The following is a 19,173-nucleotide window of genomic DNA, read 5'->3' on the forward strand; positions in this document are numbered from 1 at the left end:
ACTTGGCACGGAGCTTGAATCCTTGGGAGCACTCTCCGGCTCATTGGGATCGGTGAAGGTGTGCAAACGCGGGGGACCGCAACAGCAAAGGGTGAAACCTTATGAAAATCGTGATGGCAATCATCAAGCCGTTCAAGCTCGACGAGGTACGCGAAGCGCTTACCGCCGTCGGCATCCAGGGCCTGACCGTCACCGAAGTCAAAGGCTACGGGCGTCAGAAGGGACATACGGAAATCTATCGCGGCGCGGAATACGCGGTCAGCTTCCTGCCGAAGATCAAGATCGAGGTCGCGGTCAGTGCCGACATGGTCGACAAGGCCGTCGAGGCCATCACCGCCGCGGCCAAGACCGGCCAGATCGGCGACGGCAAGATCTTTGTTTTCGGCATCGATCAGGCGGTGCGCATCCGCACCGGCGAAACAGACACCGACGCGCTCTAAGCCGCGACCAGCCATTCCAACGGAGAGTTCAATGAATATTCCTTCCACCTTGAAGACGACGGGACGGGCGGCCCTTCTGGGCTCGCTTGCTCTCGCAGCACTGGGCAGCGTCGCCGCCTTCGCGCAGGAAGCAGCTCCGGCTGCCGCCGCGGCCGCACCAGCTGCCGCGCCAACCCCCGTGCTCGACACGGGCAATACGGCCTGGATGCTGACCTCGACGGCGCTGGTGCTGATGATGACCATCCCGGGCCTGGCGCTGTTCTACGGCGGCATGGTGCGCAAGAAGAACGTACTCGCCACGATCATGCAGAGCTTTGCCATCACCTGCCTGGTGACGGTGCTGTGGTTCATGTTCGGCTACTCGCTGGCCTTCTCTACCAACGAATCCGCCAGCATGAACAACTATATCGGCGGCGCTTCGAGGTTCTTCCACCACGGCATCACCGTTTCGACGCTGTGGCTGCCAGGTGTGGCGAACATTCCTGAATTCGTCTTCTCGATGTTCCAGATGACCTTCGCCATCATCACGCCTGCCCTCATCGCCGGCGCCTTCGCCGAGCGCATGAAGTTCTCGGCGCTGCTGATCTTCATGGCGCTGTGGCTGCTGGTCGTCTATGCGCCGATCGCGCATTGGGTCTGGGGCGGCGGCTTCCTTGGCGCGGCCGGCGTGCTCGACTTCGCCGGCGGCACGGTCGTTCACATCAACGCCGGTGTCGCGGGCCTGGTCTGCGCCCTGGTTCTGGGCAAGCGCGAAGGCTATGGCACCACCAACATGGCGCCGCATAACCTGGTCTACTCGGTGATCGGCGCTTCGCTGCTGTGGGTTGGCTGGTTCGGCTTCAACGCCGGTTCGGAACTCGCGGCCGACGGCCTTGCCGGTGCCGCCATGCTCAACACCCAGGTCGCCACCGCCGCGGCGGCTCTGGCCTGGATGTTCGCCGAATGGATTGTCGCCAAGAAGCCTTCCGTGCTTGGCATCATCTCGGGCGCTGTCGCGGGCCTCGTCGCGGTGACGCCGGCTTCCGGCTTCGTCAACCCGACCGGCGCCTTCATCGTCGGCATCGTCGCCGGCGTGGTCTGCTACATCTCGGCGGTCAAAGTGAAGCACATGTTCGGCTATGACGACTCGCTCGACGCTTTTGGCGTCCACGGCGTCGGCGGTGTGGTCGGTGCGTTGCTGACCGGCGTGCTCGCCGATCCGGCGATCAATGCGCTCGGCAAAGACGCTTCGATTGCCAAGCAGCTCTACGGCATCGTCTTCACCATCGCGTGGACCGCGATCGCCACCTTCGTGATCCTCTACATCGTCAAGGCGCTGGTCGGCCTGCGTCCGACGACACAGGAGGAGGTCGAGGGCCTCGACATTTCCCAGCATGGCGAAGTGGTGCCGTAAGGCCAACTTAGCCTACGGGGCCGGCGGAACCCTCCTCCTGCCGGCCCTATATCTCCTCCCGCAGTTCCGGGAAAACCGCTATTCGGCTTTCCCGGAATTGCTCCAGAGATCCCGTCGTGACGTTCTCGAAAGAGGCTCACGCCTTGAGGCCCGGAGCGATCCGGGCCTCTTTTTTTGGTAATTCGTTCTGACCAGGGTCAGCTTTGCGCAATCACGTTCGCGTGAGCAAGCTTTTCGAGGAAACATCGAGCGCCATGGCTCCGAACTGTGAATGCGATCGTCGTTCCGACGTTCGTGTTTTACAACACAGGGAAGGAATTTTTCTGATGAAGCTCAAGAACATTTGCCTCGGGGCACTCGCGCTTTCCATGGTCAGCGGCTTTGCATTGGCTGGCGCGCTCGACGAACCTGACAACATGGCACCGTTCTTCACCGATGCCGGCATGAAGACCATGAAGTCGGAAGCGGACTTCAAGGCAGCCTGGGCCTCGACGGCCAAGGACAAGCAGGACACGATGATGAAGGAATGCCAGGACGCGGCGATGAGCAAGCCTCATGCCGAATTCTGCGCCAACCTGATGATGTATGCCGGTCACAAGTGATCGCGCGAGATCGGTCCGGAAGGGCCTGATCGTTTCGTCGTTTCAAGACAAGGATGGCGGGCTTCGGCCCGCCATCTTTGTTTGGATGAGGCGTTGGTAAAAAGCCATGGTTAATGCGCCCTTAACCTTCCCACGCATAGTCTGGCATCCGAATCTGCCGGAGTGTGTCACGCGCTCGGGCCAGGCAATCTGACGGGGAAGAGCATGCGTTCAGGGGCTTCAGCACCGCTCGCGCTGACCGATACGGGGCACGGCATCCAGGCTTTCGCGCGGCGGCAGGTCGGCCGGCTGGTCGGTGCCGGTCTGTTCCTGGCGGTCGCGTTTGGCGTTGCCAGCCTTGCCACCTGGAACGTTGCCGATCCAAGCTTCTCGCACGCCACCAACAACACCGTCACCAACGCCATGGGCTACGCCGGCGCCGTGTTCTCGGACCTTGCGATGCAGTTCTTCGGCCTTGCCGCGGTTGCGGCGCTGGTTCCTGCCGTCATCTGGGGGTACCTGCTGTTTTCGGCGCGCGGTGTCGACAGGCTGCCCAAGCGCGGGCTGTTCTGGTTCGGTTTCGCGCTGCTCGCCGCCGCCATCGCCGGCTGCATCGTTCCACCCAAGACCTGGCCGCTGCCCACCGGCCTCGGCGGCGTCTTCGGCGACATGGTGCTCAAGATTCCCGGCGTCCTCATCGGCGGCTATCCGACCGGCCTGATCGCCAGCGTGCTCGCCGTGCTGCTGGCTGCGCCGACATTGTGGCTGTTTGCCTATGGCTCGGCGCTGATCGGCCGCAAGAACGGCTTTGCGGTGATGGAAGAGCCAGCAGCCGCGGACCCGCGCGAGGACGATCTCCTGTTCGACAATGACGAGGATGAGGGCGACGAGGGCATATTGGCGCTTGGCGCCATCACCCATTGGTGGCTGTCGTTGCGCGCGTGGATGCATCGACGTGCCCTGCGCCGCAGGCAGGAGCGGGACGAATACGAGCCGGAGATGGAGCCGCGCGCCAGCGCCTGGCGCCGCGCAGCCGAGCGGGTCGAATCGGCCGAGTTCGCCGAGAGCCGGATGAGCCATGATGGCCGCGCCCGCGTCGAACCGGAATTCTTCGCCGCCATGGTCAATGACCGCAGCGTTACCGTCGATCCCGACGATGACGACGTCTTCGACCGCGACGACGAGGACATGGATTTCGACGAGGAGCCCGTCACCCAGCGCCGTGTGGCGCCCACGGCCAAGGTGCAGCAGTTCCGTTCCGACGCCGCCACCCGCGTCGAGGCGCCGGCACCGCGCCCGGCTCCGGGCGCGCGCGTCCAGCGTGAGGCGCAGACCTCGCTGATCGGCTCGGACAGGTTTGAAATGCCGTCGCTGCACTTCCTGTCCGAACCGAAGAACGTGGCCAAGGATCCGAGCCTGTCGAAGGACGCGCTGGAACAGAATGCACGTCTGCTCGAGGGCGTGCTGGAGGATTTCGGCGTCAAGGGCGAGATCATAGCCGTACGCCCGGGCCCGGTGGTCACCCTCTATGAGCTCGAACCGGCACCCGGCATCAAATCGTCGCGCGTCATCGGCCTTTCCGACGACATCGCCCGCTCGATGAGCGCGATCGCCTGCCGCGTCGCGGTGGTGCCCGGCCGCAACGCCATCGGCATCGAGCTGCCGAACGCCAAGCGCGAGACGGTGTACCTGCGTGAGATCATGGCCAGCCGCGACTTCGAGACGACCAAGGCCAAGCTGGCGCTGGCGCTGGGCAAGACCATCAATGGCGAGGCGGTCATCGTCGACATCGCCAAGATGCCGCACGTGCTGGTCGCCGGCACCACCGGTTCGGGCAAGTCGGTTGCCATCAACACCATGATCCTGTCGCTGCTCTACCGGCTGACACCGCAGGAATGCCGGCTGATCATGATCGATCCGAAGATGCTGGAGCTCTCCGTCTATGACGGCATCCCGCATCTGCTCACGCCCGTCGTCACCGATCCGAAGAAGGCCGTGGTGGCGCTGAAATGGACCGTGCGCGAGATGGAGGACCGCTATCGCAAGATGTCCAAGGTCGGCGTGCGCAACATCGACGGTTTCAACGCGCGGGTTCAACTGGCGGAGAAAAAAGGCGAGAAGATTTCGCGCACCGTGCAGACCGGCTTTGATCGCCAGACCGGCGAGGCGATTTACGAGACCGAGAATCTCGATCTCGAGCCGATGCCCTATATCGTCGTCATCATCGACGAGATGGCCGACCTGATGATGGTCGCCGGCAAGGATATCGAAGGCGCGGTGCAGCGCCTGGCGCAGATGGCGCGTGCCGCCGGTATCCACGTCATCATGGCGACCCAGCGCCCGTCGGTCGACGTCATCACCGGCACGATCAAGGCCAATTTCCCGACCCGTATCTCCTTCCAGGTGACGTCGAAGATCGACAGCCGCACCATTCTGGGCGAGCAGGGCGCCGAACAGCTGCTCGGCATGGGCGACATGCTCTACATGGCCGGCGGCGGCCGCATCCAACGCGTGCACGGCCCCTTCGTCTCCGATGACGAGGTCGAGAAGATCGTCGGGCACTTGAAGCTTCAGGGCGTGCCTGAATATCTCGACGCCATCACCGAGGATGACGACGAGGACGACGACGAACCGTCCGGCAAGGGCGGCGGGTCCGGTGGTGGCGGCAATTTCGAGGATTCCGACGATCCCTACGACCAGGCGGTGGCCGTGGTGCTGCGCGATGGCAAGGCGTCGACCAGCTACATCCAGCGCCGCCTCGGCATCGGCTACAACAGGGCCGCCTCGATCATCGAGAAGATGGAAAAGGAAGGCATTGTCGGCCCGGCCAACCATGCCGGAAAACGCGAAATCCTGGTGCCGACCGAAGACGACAAATTCTGATGGAAGGCCGGCCGCAACCTTGAACCTTGCGGCGCGTTGAACCTGAACCTTGCAGCGCGTCGCCAAACTTCAGCCCAACTGGGGGCTCAGGAAAACGACAGATACAGGAATCACCACGAGAGTGACCGCCATGAAAAACGATCTTTCCGCACTCAGCAATTTCGCCCCGAATCGCCGCCAGCTGCTTGGCCTCGGCCTTGTCGCCGTGGGTGCCGCTGCCCTCAACGTGGTTCCCGGCTTCGAATTGCTGGCCTCGGCGCAAGCCGCCGTGCCCCCGGCCGCGCAGAAGATCGCCGACCATTTCTCCTCGGTCAAATCGATGAGCGGCGAATTCGTCCAGTTCGGCCCCAAGGGCGAGCAGACAGGCGGCAAGTTCTTCCTGGAGCGGCCTGGCAAGATCCGCTTCAACTATGACGGGTCGTCGAATTTCAAGGTGATCTCGGATGGCAAGTCGGTGGTCATCCTCAACAAGAAAATGAACACGTCCGATCTCTATCCGTTGTCGAAGACGCCGCTGAAGCTTCTGCTCGACGACCGCATCGACCTCTCCGGCGACCGCGTCAAGAGCGTCAAGGAAGAGGACGACCTCACCACCATCAAGCTCTCCGACAAGTCGGTGTTCGGCAATGCGATGATCACGATGATGTTCGATCCGAAGACCTATGACCTGCGCCAGTGGACCATCACCGACGCGCAGGGAAAAGACACCACGGTGATGATCTTCAACACCAAGGAAGGCGTCAGCTTCGCGCCCGACACCTTTGCCATCGATTATACGGCCAACCGCGAGCTGAACACCAAGACGCGCTAAGGTACGCAGATATTCAGGTGAGGCCGGCCTGCGAATGGCGGCTTCCTGCGCTTCCGGTGCTCCCGTACGAAAAGTACGCTCCGCCCGGCCTTCGCCGGCCGAAGCCCTCACAAGGGTATCCGCTCTATGAGGGCTACGGTCGGCATAGGCCGGTTCTCGGAATCTACCTTTCTCGACTCGGCCTGAATCTCAGCGTACCTTAGGCCGCGTCTGAGCGGGTTGTAGGCGCTGCCCGGCTTGTCTTTGCGGCTCCCTGCTGGCAGTTTCCGGGCTGACTCCCTCAAAAGGCGTCTTCAACGTCAGGGTCCATCGGCCCTGACTGGCTGCACGCTGTCCGGATTTGCCTCATGCCCTTTTCCATCGCCACTTGGAATATCAACTCCGTTCGGCTGCGCATGCCGATCGTCGAGCGCCTGCTCGATGAGTACGCGCCCGATGTGCTGTGCCTGCAGGAGACGAAAGTTCCCGATGAACTGTTCCCCGAAAAGGCGTTCCGCAGGCTCGGCTACCAGCACATCGCCTTCCATGGCCAGAAGGGCTATCACGGCGTCGCCACCGTGGCGCGGCGCCCGATCGAGATCGTCGAAAGGCGCCGCTTCTGCGACATCGAGGACAGCCGGCATCTGTCGGTGACGGTGCAGGCCGGCGGCAAGACGATCCTGCTGCATAATTTCTATGTTCCGGCGGGCGGCGACGAGCCCGATCCCGAAATCAACAGGAAGTTCAGGCACAAGCTCGATTTCGTCGCCGAGATGAATTCCATCCGCGCCGAGCACAGCGAAGTGTCCGCCTCGGTGCTGGTCGGCGACCTCAACATCGCGCCGCTCGAACACGATGTCTGGTCGCACAAGCAATTGCTCAACGTGGTCAGCCACACGCCGGTCGAGACGGAAAACTTCGAGGCGATGCGGCTCGCCGGCAACTGGGTCGACCTGATGCGGCTCAACGTGCCTTCGGACCAAAAACTCTACACTTGGTGGAGCTATCGCGCGCAGGATTGGGAAGCGTCCAACCGCGGCCGGCGGCTCGACCATGTCTGGTCGTCGCCCAACCTGGTGCCTGATTTCGCCGGCTATGAAATATTGAGGGCGGCGCGTGGCTGGGATCGGCCATCGGACCATGTGCCGGTCATTGCGCGGTTTGATCTGGATTGAGGGGGTCGCCGCTAAAAAGACGGTCTGTCGAGATCCTTCGCGCCCCCCTCTGTCCTGCCGGATATCTCCCCCACAAGGGGGGAGATCAGCAGACTTGGCGCGCCGCTCGATCTTCCAACATCAGTGATGGGCGAAAGCCGGGATAACATCCAATCTCCCCCCTCGTGGGGGAGATGTCCGGTAGGACAGAGGGGGGCGCTGCCCCGCCAGCCTTCGAGGTTCTGTATCGCTGTAGCAGCCTATCCCGAAAAGCGTGGCGCCAGCTCCTCGATGCGGCGGATCATGGCCTGGAATTCCTCGGAGATGCGCTCGTGCAGCTTCACCGCCACCTCGGGATATTCCTCCAGGATGCGGCGGAACATCTTGCGGCTGAGCCTTATCACTTCGGCATCGGTGGCGGCGGAAGCGCTTGTCAGCCGCCTGGTGTCGGCAATCAGCGCCAGTTCGCTCAGCATGGTCCCCGGTCCGGCGGTGCCGATCGGGATGCGCGCGCCGTCCTGTTCCCGGTAGAGCGCGATCTTGCCGCTGACCACGACATAGGCGGAGTCGGCCTCGTCGTCCTCGCGGTAGAGCTTGCGGTCGGCATTGAGCAGCGTGGTCTCGGCGCCGAAGGCGAGCAGGCGCAGCTGTTCCTGCGTGAAACCCTCGAAGAGCCTCACGGCGGACAGGATGCGGATGTCGTCATCCAACGCCATCTCTAGCTGCGTCCCCGAACGGTCAGTCCAATCCCTCCTTCACGAGTGAATCCTTAATCCCCTAACAGGATCGCACCCGAAAGCGGTCCCGCCCAGACCGCATTATCCCTTTGGCTTTCGCAATTCCGGTCGGAAAACCGCCTACACTTTTCCTGGAATTGCTCATTGGATAATGAAATGTTTAAGGAACCAGCTTGTAGCCGCCGCTTTCTGTCACAAGAATTTCCGCATTGGAAGGATCGCGCTCGATCTTCTGGCGCAGCCGGTAGACATGGGTTTCCAGCGTGTGCGTGGTGACGCCGGAATTGTAGCCCCAGACCTCCTCGAGCAGCACGTCGCGCGTCACCACCTTCTGGTCGGCGCGATAGAGATATTTGATGATCGAGGCCTCCTTTTCCGTCAGCCGCACCTTGGCGCCGCGCGGGTCGATGAGCAGCTTCTGGCTGGGCTTGAAAGTGTAGGGGCCGACCGAGAAGGTGGCGTCCTCGCTCTGCTCGTGCTGGCGCAGCTGGGCCCGGATGCGCGCCAAAAGCACCGCGAAGCGGAACGGCTTGGTCACATAGTCGTTGGCGCCGGCCTCGAGACCCAGAATCGTGTCCGAATCGGTGTCGTGGCCGGTCAGCATGATGATGGGTGCCTTGTAGCCGCCCTTGCGCAGGATCTTCACGGCCTCGCGGCCATCCATGTCGGGCAGGCCGACATCCATGATGAGCAGGTCGATGAGGCCGCCGCGCGCGGCGGTGACGCCTTTTGCCGCAGTCGCTTCCTGCAGCACGTCGAATTCCTCATAGAGGGCGAGTTGCTCGACCAGAGTGCCGCGCAGGTCGTCATCGTCGTCGACGATCAGGATGGTGCGTGAAGTCATGGATCAATCCGTTGTTTTGAAAATGAAATTCAGTTGACCGCTGCGTATTTATGCGGAAGCTGGCCGACACAATAGCCGATCACAGTGATTTGTTCCGTGGCACGATCATACAAGAAAAAACGCGATCGCAATGCAGCCGGCGCAATTTTGGCAAAACGCCTGCGCGTTCTGACCGTGCGGGCAAGGCCAGGCCACCCCACCCAAGGCCTGCTGCAGGCCGGCAAAACGGTGTTTGCCTGCGCTCTGGGGCGCGGCGGCATCTCGGCCGACAAGCGGGAGGGCGATGGCGCCACGCCGCTTGGCTCGATGCGCATCTTGTCGGGATATTTCCGTGGAGATCAGTTTGCCGGTGCGCGCCGGACACGGCTGGCGATGACGCCGATCGGGCCCGATCTCGGCTGGTGCGAAGTGCCCGATGACCGCAACTACAACAAGCCGGTCAAGATTCCCTATGGCGCCAGCCATGAACGCATGCGGCGCGACGACGATCTCTACGACGCCTGCCTGGTGCTCGACTGGAATATTTCGCCGCGCCGCCGCGGACGCGGCAGCGCCATCTTTTTCCACCTGTCGCGCCCGGGTTTCACGCCGACGCAAGGTTGCGTCGCGGTGACCGCGCGGACGATGATGCGGCTTCTGCCGCTGCTGTCGGACCGGACAGTGGTGAGGGTGGTGAGATAGGGAAAGGGCAGTAGGGCAGTAGGGCAGTAGGGCAGTAGGGCAGTAGGGCAGTAGGGCAGTAGGGCAGTAGGAAGTGTGTTCCGGCGCCCTGACTTCCCCTATTGCCGCACTGCCTCGCTGCCTTATTCCCCTATTCTTCCCCCACCTGGCTTCTGCCAACCCGTCCCCAGCAGGCCGATTTCGCGGAGTTCCCGGTCAATCACCCTCGCGACGTCGTGGCGTTCGGCGCCGATGTCGCGCAGCTGGCTGTCGGAAAGGCCCTCGATGGATTCGTGCGGGAGGGTCACGGCGACCCGCGCCTGACGCAGCCAATCGATCGCGGCGCGCAGCCAGGATGCGATGCCCGCGTGGGAGTTGAGTGGGGTGTGAGACTTCAGAACGATTTCGGACATGACTTCATCTCGGTTCTCCGGACATCAAATCCGGTTTGACGGTGTTTCGATGGTGCCATCATGCCGGATTGAAAAATAAACGAGAAACGAGTAGTTCTTTTCAGATCATCAAGTTTTATTTGGAGATCGGATGGCTCGTCTCCTGCCTGGAACACGCGCACTGAGAACCTTCGAGGCGGCGGCGCGTCACCTCAATTTCACGCGCGCCGCCGACGAGCTCGGGCTGACGCCAGCGGCGGTCAGCCACCAGGTCAAGGAAATCGAGGATCAGCTCGATCTGGTGCTGTTCACGCGCACCAGCCGCACCATGCGGCTGACCGAAGCGGGCCATGTACTGCTTGAAGCGGCGGTCGATGCTCTCGATCTGCTCAATCGCGCCGTCAGCCGCGCGCGCAAGATGACACGCGGCACGGCGCTGCTGAAAGTCACGCTCGATGCGCAGTTCGCGACAAAATGGCTGATGCGGCGCATCGACGATTTTCGCCATCAAAGGCCGGGCATCGAGTTGCGCTTCGACATCACCTACGACGTCAGGGACTTCGAGCGCGACGACGTCGATATCGGCATCCGGTTCGGCACCGGCAAATATCCCGGGCTTTGCGCGCACCGGCTGTTCGACAACATCATCATCCCGGTGTGCAGCCCGGCGTTGCTCGCTTCAGGCCCGCCGCTCAATGAACCGCGCGACCTTTTCCGGCACACGCTCGCGCATATCGAATGGTCGCGGCAAGGCGTCACCTGGCCGAACTGGAGCATGTGGATGCAGGCGGCCGGCGTCGACGATTTCGACGACAGCCGCACCCTCGTCTTCGGCTCCTCCACCGATGCCACGCAGGCGGCACTCGACGGCAATGCCGTGGCGTTGGCCGACTTCGCCATGGTCGCCAACGACCTGTCGCAAGGGCGTCTCGTTCGCCCCTTCGAGCTCGGCATCAAGGTCGCGCCGGAGTTCGCCTATTTCCTGGTTTATCCGCAAACCGTGAAGGACGACCCGCGCATCGTCGCGTTTCGCGAATGGCTGCTCGAGGAAGCGGCCAGGACGCACGGCACGGAGGCGTGAGCCGGCCGCGCCGGGCCTAGGCTTTCGCTCACGACCGGGCGTTGTGGCCGAAGATCATGCGGGTGTATTTCTTCCATTTCCATTTCAGGCTTTTGTACAAACGCGGGTAGTTTTTCGCCGAAATGGACGTCTGGAACGCGCCGTTTTCACTGCCCTGTTCGACAATCGGCCGCTCGAACCACAGCATTTCAATGCCGAGCTTCTCGTCCATCTGTTCCACCTGGTGGTCGATCGAGGTGTATATCTTGTTCTGCTCGATCCAGGCGCAGCGGGCTTCGGCGACCGGGCGGGTGATGAGGTAGGAATCGGTACATCTGGCGTGCAAGGCCGGGTAAAGCTTCTGGCCTTTCCGCAGTTTCCAACTCGGCGTGTAGTAGTTGCTGCCATTGCCGAGATAGACGACGGCCTTGCGCGTCGGGCCGCCGAGTTCGGAAAGCCCCTGCCGGAATTTGGCGACGAAGTCGCGGGCAAGAAAGACGTCGTCCTCGAAGACCAGGCAATAGGGCAGGTCGGTCTCGAGGAAATCGCGCCAGATGCCGAGATGCTTCAGCGCCAGCGAGATGGCCGGCGGGTGGGTAAAACTGGGTGTGACCAGCTCGTTGAGGATCTCCGGAGTGATATCCGGCCGGTCAAAGTCCGTATAAAAATAAACCGGCACGCCGCGCCGTTCGAACTCCCTGACGATGTGGCGGCGCCTGTCGTCATAGCCTTCCTTGACGTGGCAGATCCGAGTGAACACCTGGTCGCGTGGGAATCCGGACTCGTCCGCCATCGTCAACTCGCCGTCTCAGCTTGCCGCGGCGCCGAACCAGCCGATCACCGCGCCGATGATCAGCAGGACACCCAGCCAGTGGCCGCCGTCGATGAGGGTCAGGTCCCAGCCGAAATTCTCGTAGCGATGGTTGACCGAAAGCGTCGTGGCGACAAAGCCCAGCCAGAGCACGAAGCCGAAGACCAGCCCGGCAAGCCATGTCGGCTCACCGCCGGTCATCGCGCCGACGACCAGCGCCATGATATAGGCCATGACCAGTTCGGCGATGAAGCTGATGACGAAAGGCAGCGGCGATTTCTTCATCGTCGCCGGATCGAGTTTGGCGGCCTTCAGCCAAGGCTTGCTCAACGCCATGTACCAGGCGGCGCCGAACAGCCAAGCCACTATGGCGGCGGCGATCACCGCCACCCAGTTCACTGCTGAAAAATCCATGAGCTCCCCCTCCAGACGCAGGCCATATGACGTGCATGCACCGTTGTATCAAGCGCTTCGGCGATGGCGTCAAGCAAAGCGCCAGACAGTGGTGCGCTTGACCAGCGAATCCTCCAGCGCGCGTGTGACGTCCACTTCGTAGACCGCGAGCGGCTCCAGCCCCGATTTCGGCAGATACGACCGGCCGGGATCGCCGACGAAGATCTCGGCGCCGCGCGCCTTGAGCGTCGCGAACCATGGCATCAAGCGGTCGGCAAAGGGTTTGTCGTAGAAAACGTCACCGGCCAGAACCACGTCCCAGCCCGCATCGGTGCCGATGCAATCCGTGCCGAGGAAGGCGATGGCGACGCCGTTGGCCTCGCTGTTGAGGCCGATCGCGGTGGCGCAGAACGGGTCGATGTCGGCGGCGATGACCCCGGCAGCGCCCGCCTTGGCGGCGGCGATGGCGACGAGGCCGGAACCCGAGGCGAAGTCGAGCACGCGTTTGCCCCGCACCGTGCCGGGGTTGTCCATGACATAGCGGGCGAGGCCCTGGCCGCCGGCCCAGGCAAAGGCCCAAAAGGGCGGCGGCAGTCCGATCTCGACCAGTTCGTCCTCGGTCCGCTGCCAAAGATCGTGCGCTTCATCGGCGAGATGCAGCAGAACCTCGGGCACATGCGGCGGCGCCATCAGCGCCGTGTTGTCGAGGATGAATTGCCTGGCGCTATGCGGAGTGAGCGCCGTCACGGAGCCGGCGTCAGGCCGCCCATGCGGCAGACTTCCTTCCATTCCGCCGGGGTGACCGGCTGCACCGAAAGCCGCCCGAGCCGCACCAATGCCATTTCGGCAAGCTTCGGATTGGCCTTGATGTCCGCCAGCGTCGGCGGGTTGGGGACTTCGCGGGAGGCACGGATGTCGACGCACTCCCAGCGTGGGTCATCCGACGTGGTGTCGGGATGGGCGAGCGCGCAGACCTCGGCGATGCCGACGATGTTGAGCCCCTCATTGGAATGGTAGAAGAAGCCGAGATCGCCGATCTGCATCGCTTTCATGTTGTTGCGGGCGGCGTAGTTGCGGACGCCGTCCCACTGCGTGCCGGCCTTGCCCTTGGCCTTCAGCATCTCGAAGGAGAACTTGAAAGGCTCCGATTTGAACAGCCAGTAGTTCATTCATATTCTCCCTGAGGCCCAGTTGCGGGTGACCGGAATTAACTAGCCGCCGGCTTGTTGAACGTCCAGTTCCACGGGCGGATTTCGACGCTTTCGAACAGGCCGGCCTTGGCATAGGGATCGGCGGCCGAAAGCGCCTGCGCCGCGGCCAGGTCGGGTGCTTCGACGACCACGAGGCTGCCATTGGGCTTGCCATCGGCGTCGAGGAACGGACCGGCAAAGGCCAGCTTCTTCTCGCCATTCAGCCCTTCGAGAAAGGCGACGTGCTCGGGCCGCGTGTCGAGGCGCACCTGCAGACTTCCTGGCTTGTCCTTGCAAACAAACGCAAACAACATGGTCGTTCTCCTGTTTCCTCTATCGAAATTCTGGGGATCAGTCGTTGGTCTCGGTCTTCAGCGGCCGGGTCATCAAGGCGGTCACGGCCTGCTGGATGGTGATGGTGCCGTCCAGTATGGCCGCTACGGCGGTGATGATCGGCGCATCGATGTTGCGCTCGCTGGCGATGCGGGCAGCGATCGCCGCAGTCGGCACGCCCTCGGCCAGCGGCAGGCCGGCAAGCGGCTTGCCTTGCCCAAGCGCCAACCCATAGGCGAAATTGCGCGATTGAGCGGAGGAGCAGGTGAGCAGCAGGTCGCCGAGGCCGGAAAGCCCCATCAGTGTTTCGGGCCTGGCGCCGAAGGCGGCACCGATGCGGCGCAGTTCGACGAAGCCGCGCGTCACCATGGCGGCCTGGGCGCTGGCGCCGAGCCCGGCGCCGGTGACGGCGCCGGCGGCAATGGCGAAGACATTCTTCAAGGCGCCGCCGATCTCGACGCCGATCAGGTCGTCGCTCGAATAGCAGCGCAGGTTTTCTGCGGAAAACCGAGCGGCAAGGTCAGCCGCCAGGACTTCGTCGCGGGCGGCCACCACGACTGCTGTCGGCAATCCCTTGGCAACATCGCTGGCGAAGCTCGGGCCTGAAAGCGCGGCGACGGGATTTTGCGGCAGGATTTCCTCGACGATCGCCGACAGCAGGGCACCGGTGTCGCGCTCGATGCCCTTGGCGCAGAGAACGAGCGGAATAGCGCTCGGCATATGGTTTTTCGCGAGCGCCAGCGTTGCCCGCAAGGATTGCGCCGGCGTCACTGCCAACACACAATCGGCACCGGCGAGCGCTGCCCTGATGTCCGATGTCGCTTCGATGCCGGGCGCAATCGCGATGCCGGGCAGGTAGCGCGGGTTTTCGCCACGGCCGATCGAGGCGACGGTTTCCGGGTCGCGCGCGAACAGCCGCACCGCGTGGCCGGCGCGCAGCATGGCCAGCGCCAGCGCCGTGCCCCAGGCGCCACCGCCAAGCACAGTGACGCGCCAGCCGCTCTTGCCGGGACTGTTCTTGGCTTTACCGGTCATGCCTTGGCTCCGCGCCGGCCGGAACCGACCATCGGCGCCGAGATGCTGTCCAGCGGCCAGCGCGAGCGCGGCACGAAATCAAATCCGTTCTCCTGCGCCATGCCCTGCCGCAACCTTTCGATGCCGGCCCAGGCGATCATCGCCGCATTGTCGGTGCACAATTTGAGCGGCGGCGCGACGAAGGTGAAACCGGCCTCGGCACAGAGCCGCTCCAGCGTTGCCTTGATGGTGCGGTTGGCGGCGACGCCGCCGGCAACCACCAGCGCCGGGTTCTTGGTGCCGGGAAATGTCTGGCTGAATCGGGCCAGGGCGCGGGAAACCCGGTCGGCCAGCGCATCGGCGACCGCCGCCTGGAACGAGGCGCAGATGTCGGCGACGTCCTGGTCGCTCAGCGGCTCGATCGCCGTCGCCGCCTGGCGCACCGCGGTCTTCAGACCGGAGAAGGAGAAGTCGGGCTGCGCCGAGCCTTTCATCGGCCGGGGAAAAGCAAAGCGCGCGGCATCGCCAGCCTGCGCCGCCTTTTCGACGTTCGGCCCGCCGGGATAGGGCAGGCCGAGCATCTTGGCGGTCTTGTCGAAGGCTTCGCCGAGCGCGTCGTCGATGGTGGTGGCCCAGCGCTGGTAGTCGCCGACGCCGCGCACGGCAAGGATCTGCGTATGGCCGCCGGAGACCAGAAGCAGCAGATAAGGGAATTCCAGCCCGTCGGTCAGCCGCGCGGTCAGGGCATGGCCTTCGAGGTGGTTGATGGCGATCAGCGGCTTGCCGGCGGCGGCGGCGATCGCCTTGGCCGTCATCAACCCGACGATCAGGCCGCCGACCAGGCCAGGCCCCGCAGTGGCGGCGATCGCATCGATATCGGCGAGGGCCGTGCCCGAATCGGCAAGGGCTGCCTCGACGATGCCGTCCAGCGCCTCGACATGGGCGCGGGCGGCGATCTCGGGCACGACGCCGCCGAAGGCGGCATGCTCCTCGATCTGGGACAGCACGACGTTAGACAGGATTTTCGGTGCTGCGCCGCCCTCCAGCGCCACGACGCTGGCGGCGGTCTCGTCGCAACTCGTTTCGATGCCCAGAACGCGGATCAATTCGTCGCTATCCCAAGAGATTGTTTGTCAGGCCTTTCCCCTTTAGGAGAAAGCTCGGAAAGGCCTCGGTTATCCTAGCCGCATTTCCGCGACGCCAAGTGGCTCCACCTGGCTGCAAAATGCTCTGCCCGGGGGTTATCACGGACCACGCGCCATGCAAACCATCTTGAGAATCGGAACACGCGGCAGCCCGCTGGCATTGGCACAGGCGCATGAGACGCAGGCGCGGCTGATGGCCGCGCATGGCCTGCCGGCGGCGGCTTTCGAGGTCGTCGTCATTTCGACCAGCGGCGACCGTATCCAGGACCGACCCTTGTCGGAAGCCGGCGGCAAGGGCCTGTTCACCAAGGAAATCGAGGAAGCGCTGCTCGCCGGCGCGATCGACATGGCCGTGCATTCGTCGAAGGACATGCCGACGCAACTGCCCGACGGGCTGGAACTCTCAGCCTTCCTGCCGCGCGAGGATGCACGTGATGCCTTTGTCGGCAAGGCGGCAAAGACGATCGCCGAACTGCCGCGCGGGGCAAAGGTCGGTTCGTCGTCGCTCAGGCGGCAGGCGCTGATCCGCCGGATGCGGCCGGATCTCGACGTGGTGATGTTCCGCGGCAATGTGCAGACGCGTCTGCGCAAGCTTGACGAAGGGGTCGCCGCCGGCACCATACTCGCCTATGCCGGGTTGAAGCGGCTGGGTCTGGAGCATGTCGCCACCGATCTGATGCCTCTCGACAGTTTTCCATCGGCACCGGGCCAAGGCGCGATCGGCATCGAGACCCGCATCGGCGATGGCGCTGTCGAGAAGATGCTGGTGGCGATCCATGATGTGGCGACCGGACAGGCGCTGGCCTGCGAGCGCGCCTTCCTGGCGGCGCTCGACGGCTCCTGCCGCACGCCGATCGCCGGCTATGCGGCGGTCGAGGCCGGAACGCTGTCGTTCGCCGGGCTGATCATCTCGCCCGACGGCACGCAGTCGCACGCGGTCGAACTGCAAGGGACAGCACAAGACGCCGTCCGCATCGGCGATGAAGCCGCGCGAACGGTGCGGGCCAAGGCCGGCGAAAAATTCTTCGACGGTTGGTTCTGACCATGCTTCGCGTCCTGGTGACCAGACCGGAACCGGGCGCATCGCGCACGGCCCGGCGGTTGGAAGGGATGGGTTTCCAGCCTCTTGTCCTGCCGTTGACAGAGACGATGGCGTTGCCGGTCGATGCTGGAGCCGTTCCGGACACCGTAGCAGCCGTTGCCATCACCAGCGCCAATGCCGTGCGCCATGCTTCAAGAGAGCTGATGGCCGTGCTTTCCGACCTGCCTTGTCATGCTGTCGGCAAGAGGACCGCCGAGGCGGCGCTCAAGGCCGGGTTTTTGTCGGTCAGGGAAGGCCCCGGCGATGCCGAGGCGCTGGCCGACAGCATGGCCAAGGCATTTTCCGGCAAAACGATCCTCTATCTCTGTGGGCGGGTGCGGTTCGCGGCCTTCGAACAGCGGTTGGAAACGGCCGGTGTCGGGGTTCATGCCGCCGAGACTTATGACACGCTGGCGGTGCGCTATTCGGATGAAGCGCTGCTTCAGCGTCTGTCGGATCGATCCGTCGACGTGGTGCTGCTCTATTCGGCCAAGGCCGCTGCCGCGATGCGGGATGTGGCCAACCGATCCATCCTGAACGGGTACTTTGAAAAGACACTGTTTTTCGCTCTCTCGAGCCGCGTCGCCGCCGCTCTCGACGATAGCGCCGGCAAACCAATCCGCATCGCGGCGCAGCCCGACGAGGAGGCGCTGCTGGCGCTTTTACGAGGGCTGCCCTGAGCCGCGTCATCACACCGCCCCTTTTCACCGCTTGGTGATGTGCTAGACCCTTTTTAGAACCATCATGCGCCGTCAGGCGTTGAGACGAAGCGAATTTTGCGGAGCCCCGGCATGGTCAAGACGCCGAAGATGCGACACTCGAAAAGCCGCCGCGAGCCGGTGACCATCGATCTCGATCCGGGCGCCGTCTCCCGCATCCTCGACGAGGATGCGGCCAAGGATGCGGCGCAGGCCGACGAGGCGAAGGCCGAGGAGACCATGGCGGAGGAAGCAAAGGATGCTTCGCAGCCGGAGACGCCTGAAGAACCGGTGCATGCCGACCAGGCCGATCTCGAACCCTGGGAGCATGCCGATGCCGCAGCAGGGCAGGCCGGGGCCAAAGCCACCGAGCCGGAGTTGCCCTATCCCGGTTCGGATGCGCCAGCCAATCGCGCCCAGGCCTCCGACTACAACTTCGAGGATGCATCGGCCAAGCGCAGCGACGACAGCAAGGCAAGAACCGGGGCACGGGACGAGAAGATGGCGCCAACACCTCCTCCGGCAAAGCGCGGCGGCCTCAACGGCATCGCCGCCGGCATTATCGGCGGTGTCATTGCGCTGGCGGGTGCCGGCGGTCTGCAATTCGCCGGTCTGCTTGGCGTACCGGGTTCCGGCGCTGGCGTCTCGCTCGATGGCGTCAACGGCGAAATCGCATCGCTGAAGAGCGACATCGCCGGCCTGAAGGAAACCGGGGGCAACAACGACGCGGAGGCCAAGGTGGTCGGGTTGTCCTCGGGGCTGGAACAGGTAAAGGCCGATGTCGCGGCGCTGAAATCGGCTGTTGGACAGGGCGGCGCCGGCGACAATGCCGGGCTTGCGGCCCTCGGCGACAAGGTCAAGCAGATCGAAACCGCGGTCGCCGCCCTCGGCAAGGCCGCCAGCGCGGCACCGGTCGATCTCGGCCCGGTCAACGAGAAACTGGCCGGCCTCGACGCGCTGGTGAAATCGGCGGGCGATGCGGCTAAGGCGCAGGAAGGTCGGCTCACCGCGCTGGAACAATCGGTGGCGCAGCTGTCCGGCAAGGTCGAGGCGCAGGCATCGCAGCCGAAGATCGCGCTCGCCATCGCCGCTTCGGCGCTGAAGGCGGCGCTCGACCGTGGCGCGCCGTTCTCGGCCGAGCTCGATACGCTGGCCGCGATCTCTCCCAACGCGCCGGAACTCGCGACCTTGCGGCCCTATGCCGAAAAGGGCGTGCCGACCCGTACCGAGATCGCCTCGCAAATGGATGCCGCCGCCAATGCCATGGTCGCCGCGGCAACGCCGGTCGACCAGAATGCCGGCTTCCTGCAGAACCTGATGTCGAGTGCCGAATCGCTGGTCAAGGTCCGGCCGATCGGCGCCGTCGAAGGTCCCGGCGCGCCGGAGACCGTCGCGCGCATGGAAGTGGCGGTCACCCAGGGTGACTATGCCAAGGCGCTCAACGAATACAATTCACTGCCGGACGCCGTGAAGGCGGCGGGTGCCGACTTTGCCGGCAAACTGAAGGCGCGCATCGAGGTCGAAAGCCAGGTCGACGCGCTGATCTCCGGCGCGATGAAGGCATGAGGGCAACA

21 protein-coding genes are annotated in these 19,173 nt (G+C 63.8%); 11 read left to right on the top strand and 10 right to left on the bottom strand.

Features of this window, described 5'->3' with window-relative positions; all coding sequences use genetic code 11:
• Positions 1-101: 101 nt before the first annotated feature.
• The 6 genes from EB233_RS05255 to EB233_RS05280 all read left to right on the top strand — a co-directional run bounded on the left by EB233_RS05255 (position 102) and on the right by EB233_RS05280 (position 7,262).
• Complete coding sequence (locus EB233_RS05255; RefSeq protein ID WP_013528889.1) at positions 102-440, top strand: P-II family nitrogen regulator; 339 nt, start codon at positions 102-104, stop codon at positions 438-440.
• 31 nt (positions 441-471) lie between these two features.
• Complete coding sequence (locus EB233_RS05260; RefSeq protein ID WP_064991050.1) at positions 472-1,833, top strand: ammonium transporter; 1,362 nt, start codon at positions 472-474, stop codon at positions 1,831-1,833.
• 326 nt (positions 1,834-2,159) lie between these two features.
• Positions 2,160-2,435: a hypothetical protein gene (locus EB233_RS05265; RefSeq protein ID WP_027053195.1), complete on the top strand. Its 276-nt coding sequence runs from the start codon at positions 2,160-2,162 to the stop codon at positions 2,433-2,435.
• 204 nt (positions 2,436-2,639) lie between these two features.
• The gene (locus tag EB233_RS05270; protein WP_064991051.1) at positions 2,640-5,297 is read left to right on the top strand and encodes a DNA translocase FtsK; all 2,658 of its coding nucleotides are present in this window, start codon (positions 2,640-2,642) and stop codon (positions 5,295-5,297) included.
• A 130-nt stretch (positions 5,298-5,427) separates the two neighbouring features.
• Complete coding sequence (locus tag EB233_RS05275) at positions 5,428-6,108, top strand: outer membrane lipoprotein carrier protein LolA (protein WP_064991052.1); 681 nt, start codon at positions 5,428-5,430, stop codon at positions 6,106-6,108.
• 347 nt (positions 6,109-6,455) lie between these two features.
• Positions 6,456-7,262 (top strand): exodeoxyribonuclease III, encoded by an 807-nt coding sequence (locus EB233_RS05280; protein ID WP_064991053.1) that lies wholly within the window; start codon positions 6,456-6,458, stop codon positions 7,260-7,262.
• 239 nt (positions 7,263-7,501) lie between these two features.
• On the opposite strand, the gene EB233_RS05285 is transcribed toward EB233_RS05280, so the two are convergent.
• Together EB233_RS05285 and EB233_RS05290 are read right to left on the bottom strand one after the other, a co-directional pair.
• On the bottom strand, positions 7,502-7,957 hold the full coding sequence (locus tag EB233_RS05285) for a cyclic nucleotide-binding domain-containing protein (RefSeq protein ID WP_027053191.1): 456 nt from the start codon (positions 7,955-7,957) through the stop codon (positions 7,502-7,504).
• 181 nt (positions 7,958-8,138) lie between these two features.
• The gene (locus EB233_RS05290; protein WP_027053190.1) at positions 8,139-8,822 is read right to left on the bottom strand and encodes a response regulator transcription factor; all 684 of its coding nucleotides are present in this window, start codon (positions 8,820-8,822) and stop codon (positions 8,139-8,141) included.
• A 144-nt stretch (positions 8,823-8,966) separates the two neighbouring features.
• On the opposite strand from EB233_RS05290, the gene EB233_RS05295 reads away from it, so the two are divergent.
• The gene (locus EB233_RS05295) at positions 8,967-9,503 is read left to right on the top strand and encodes a L,D-transpeptidase family protein (protein ID WP_064991242.1); all 537 of its coding nucleotides are present in this window, start codon (positions 8,967-8,969) and stop codon (positions 9,501-9,503) included.
• Between the two features lie 122 nt (positions 9,504-9,625).
• On the opposite strand, the gene EB233_RS05300 is transcribed toward EB233_RS05295, so the two are convergent.
• Complete coding sequence (locus tag EB233_RS05300; RefSeq protein WP_064991054.1) at positions 9,626-9,895, bottom strand: hypothetical protein; 270 nt, start codon at positions 9,893-9,895, stop codon at positions 9,626-9,628.
• A 130-nt stretch (positions 9,896-10,025) separates the two neighbouring features.
• On the opposite strand from EB233_RS05300, the gene gcvA reads away from it, so the two are divergent.
• Positions 10,026-10,955 (top strand): transcriptional regulator GcvA, encoded by a 930-nt coding sequence (gene gcvA / locus EB233_RS05305; RefSeq protein ID WP_064991055.1) that lies wholly within the window; start codon positions 10,026-10,028, stop codon positions 10,953-10,955.
• A gap of 28 nt (positions 10,956-10,983) precedes the next feature.
• On the opposite strand, the gene EB233_RS05310 is transcribed toward gcvA, so the two are convergent.
• The 7 genes from EB233_RS05310 to tsaD form a co-directional block, all read right to left on the bottom strand.
• Positions 10,984-11,727, bottom strand: coding sequence for a glycosyltransferase family 25 protein (locus tag EB233_RS05310; RefSeq protein WP_064991056.1), 744 nt, complete (start codon positions 11,725-11,727; stop codon positions 10,984-10,986).
• Positions 11,728-11,742: 15 nt separating this feature from the next.
• Positions 11,743-12,159 (bottom strand): DUF1761 domain-containing protein, encoded by a 417-nt coding sequence (locus EB233_RS05315; RefSeq protein ID WP_064991057.1) that lies wholly within the window; start codon positions 12,157-12,159, stop codon positions 11,743-11,745.
• 69 nt (positions 12,160-12,228) lie between these two features.
• Entirely contained in the window at positions 12,229-12,927 is a 699-nt protein-coding gene (locus tag EB233_RS05320) for a class I SAM-dependent methyltransferase (protein WP_171892211.1), read from the bottom strand.
• Entirely contained in the window at positions 12,882-13,307 is a 426-nt protein-coding gene (locus tag EB233_RS05325; RefSeq protein ID WP_027053183.1) for an EVE domain-containing protein, read from the bottom strand. Before EB233_RS05325 ends, EB233_RS05320 begins: the two co-directional genes overlap by 46 nt.
• 38 nt (positions 13,308-13,345) lie before the next feature.
• Entirely contained in the window at positions 13,346-13,642 is a 297-nt protein-coding gene (locus EB233_RS05330; RefSeq protein ID WP_064991058.1) for a YciI-like protein, read from the bottom strand.
• A 37-nt stretch (positions 13,643-13,679) separates the two neighbouring features.
• Complete coding sequence (locus tag EB233_RS05335; RefSeq protein WP_064991059.1) at positions 13,680-14,696, bottom strand: NAD(P)H-dependent glycerol-3-phosphate dehydrogenase; 1,017 nt, start codon at positions 14,694-14,696, stop codon at positions 13,680-13,682.
• Entirely contained in the window at positions 14,693-15,778 is a 1,086-nt protein-coding gene (gene tsaD, locus EB233_RS05340) for a tRNA (adenosine(37)-N6)-threonylcarbamoyltransferase complex transferase subunit TsaD (RefSeq protein WP_171892284.1), read from the bottom strand. Before tsaD ends, EB233_RS05335 begins: the two co-directional genes overlap by 4 nt.
• A 157-nt stretch (positions 15,779-15,935) precedes the next feature.
• On the opposite strand from tsaD, the gene hemC reads away from it, so the two are divergent.
• From hemC to EB233_RS05355, 3 genes are all read left to right on the top strand, one after another.
• Positions 15,936-16,862, top strand: coding sequence for a hydroxymethylbilane synthase (hemC, locus tag EB233_RS05345; protein WP_064991061.1), 927 nt, complete (start codon positions 15,936-15,938; stop codon positions 16,860-16,862).
• Between the two features lie 2 nt (positions 16,863-16,864).
• Complete coding sequence (locus EB233_RS05350) at positions 16,865-17,581, top strand: uroporphyrinogen-III synthase (RefSeq protein WP_064991062.1); 717 nt, start codon at positions 16,865-16,867, stop codon at positions 17,579-17,581.
• A gap of 111 nt (positions 17,582-17,692) precedes the next feature.
• Complete coding sequence (locus EB233_RS05355; protein ID WP_064991063.1) at positions 17,693-19,165, top strand: COG4223 family protein; 1,473 nt, start codon at positions 17,693-17,695, stop codon at positions 19,163-19,165.
• Positions 19,166-19,173: the final 8 nt, after the last annotated feature.

This window comes from Mesorhizobium erdmanii, from assembly GCF_013170725.1.
In the GTDB taxonomy this organism is placed as follows: domain Bacteria; phylum Pseudomonadota; class Alphaproteobacteria; order Rhizobiales; family Rhizobiaceae; genus Mesorhizobium; species Mesorhizobium erdmanii.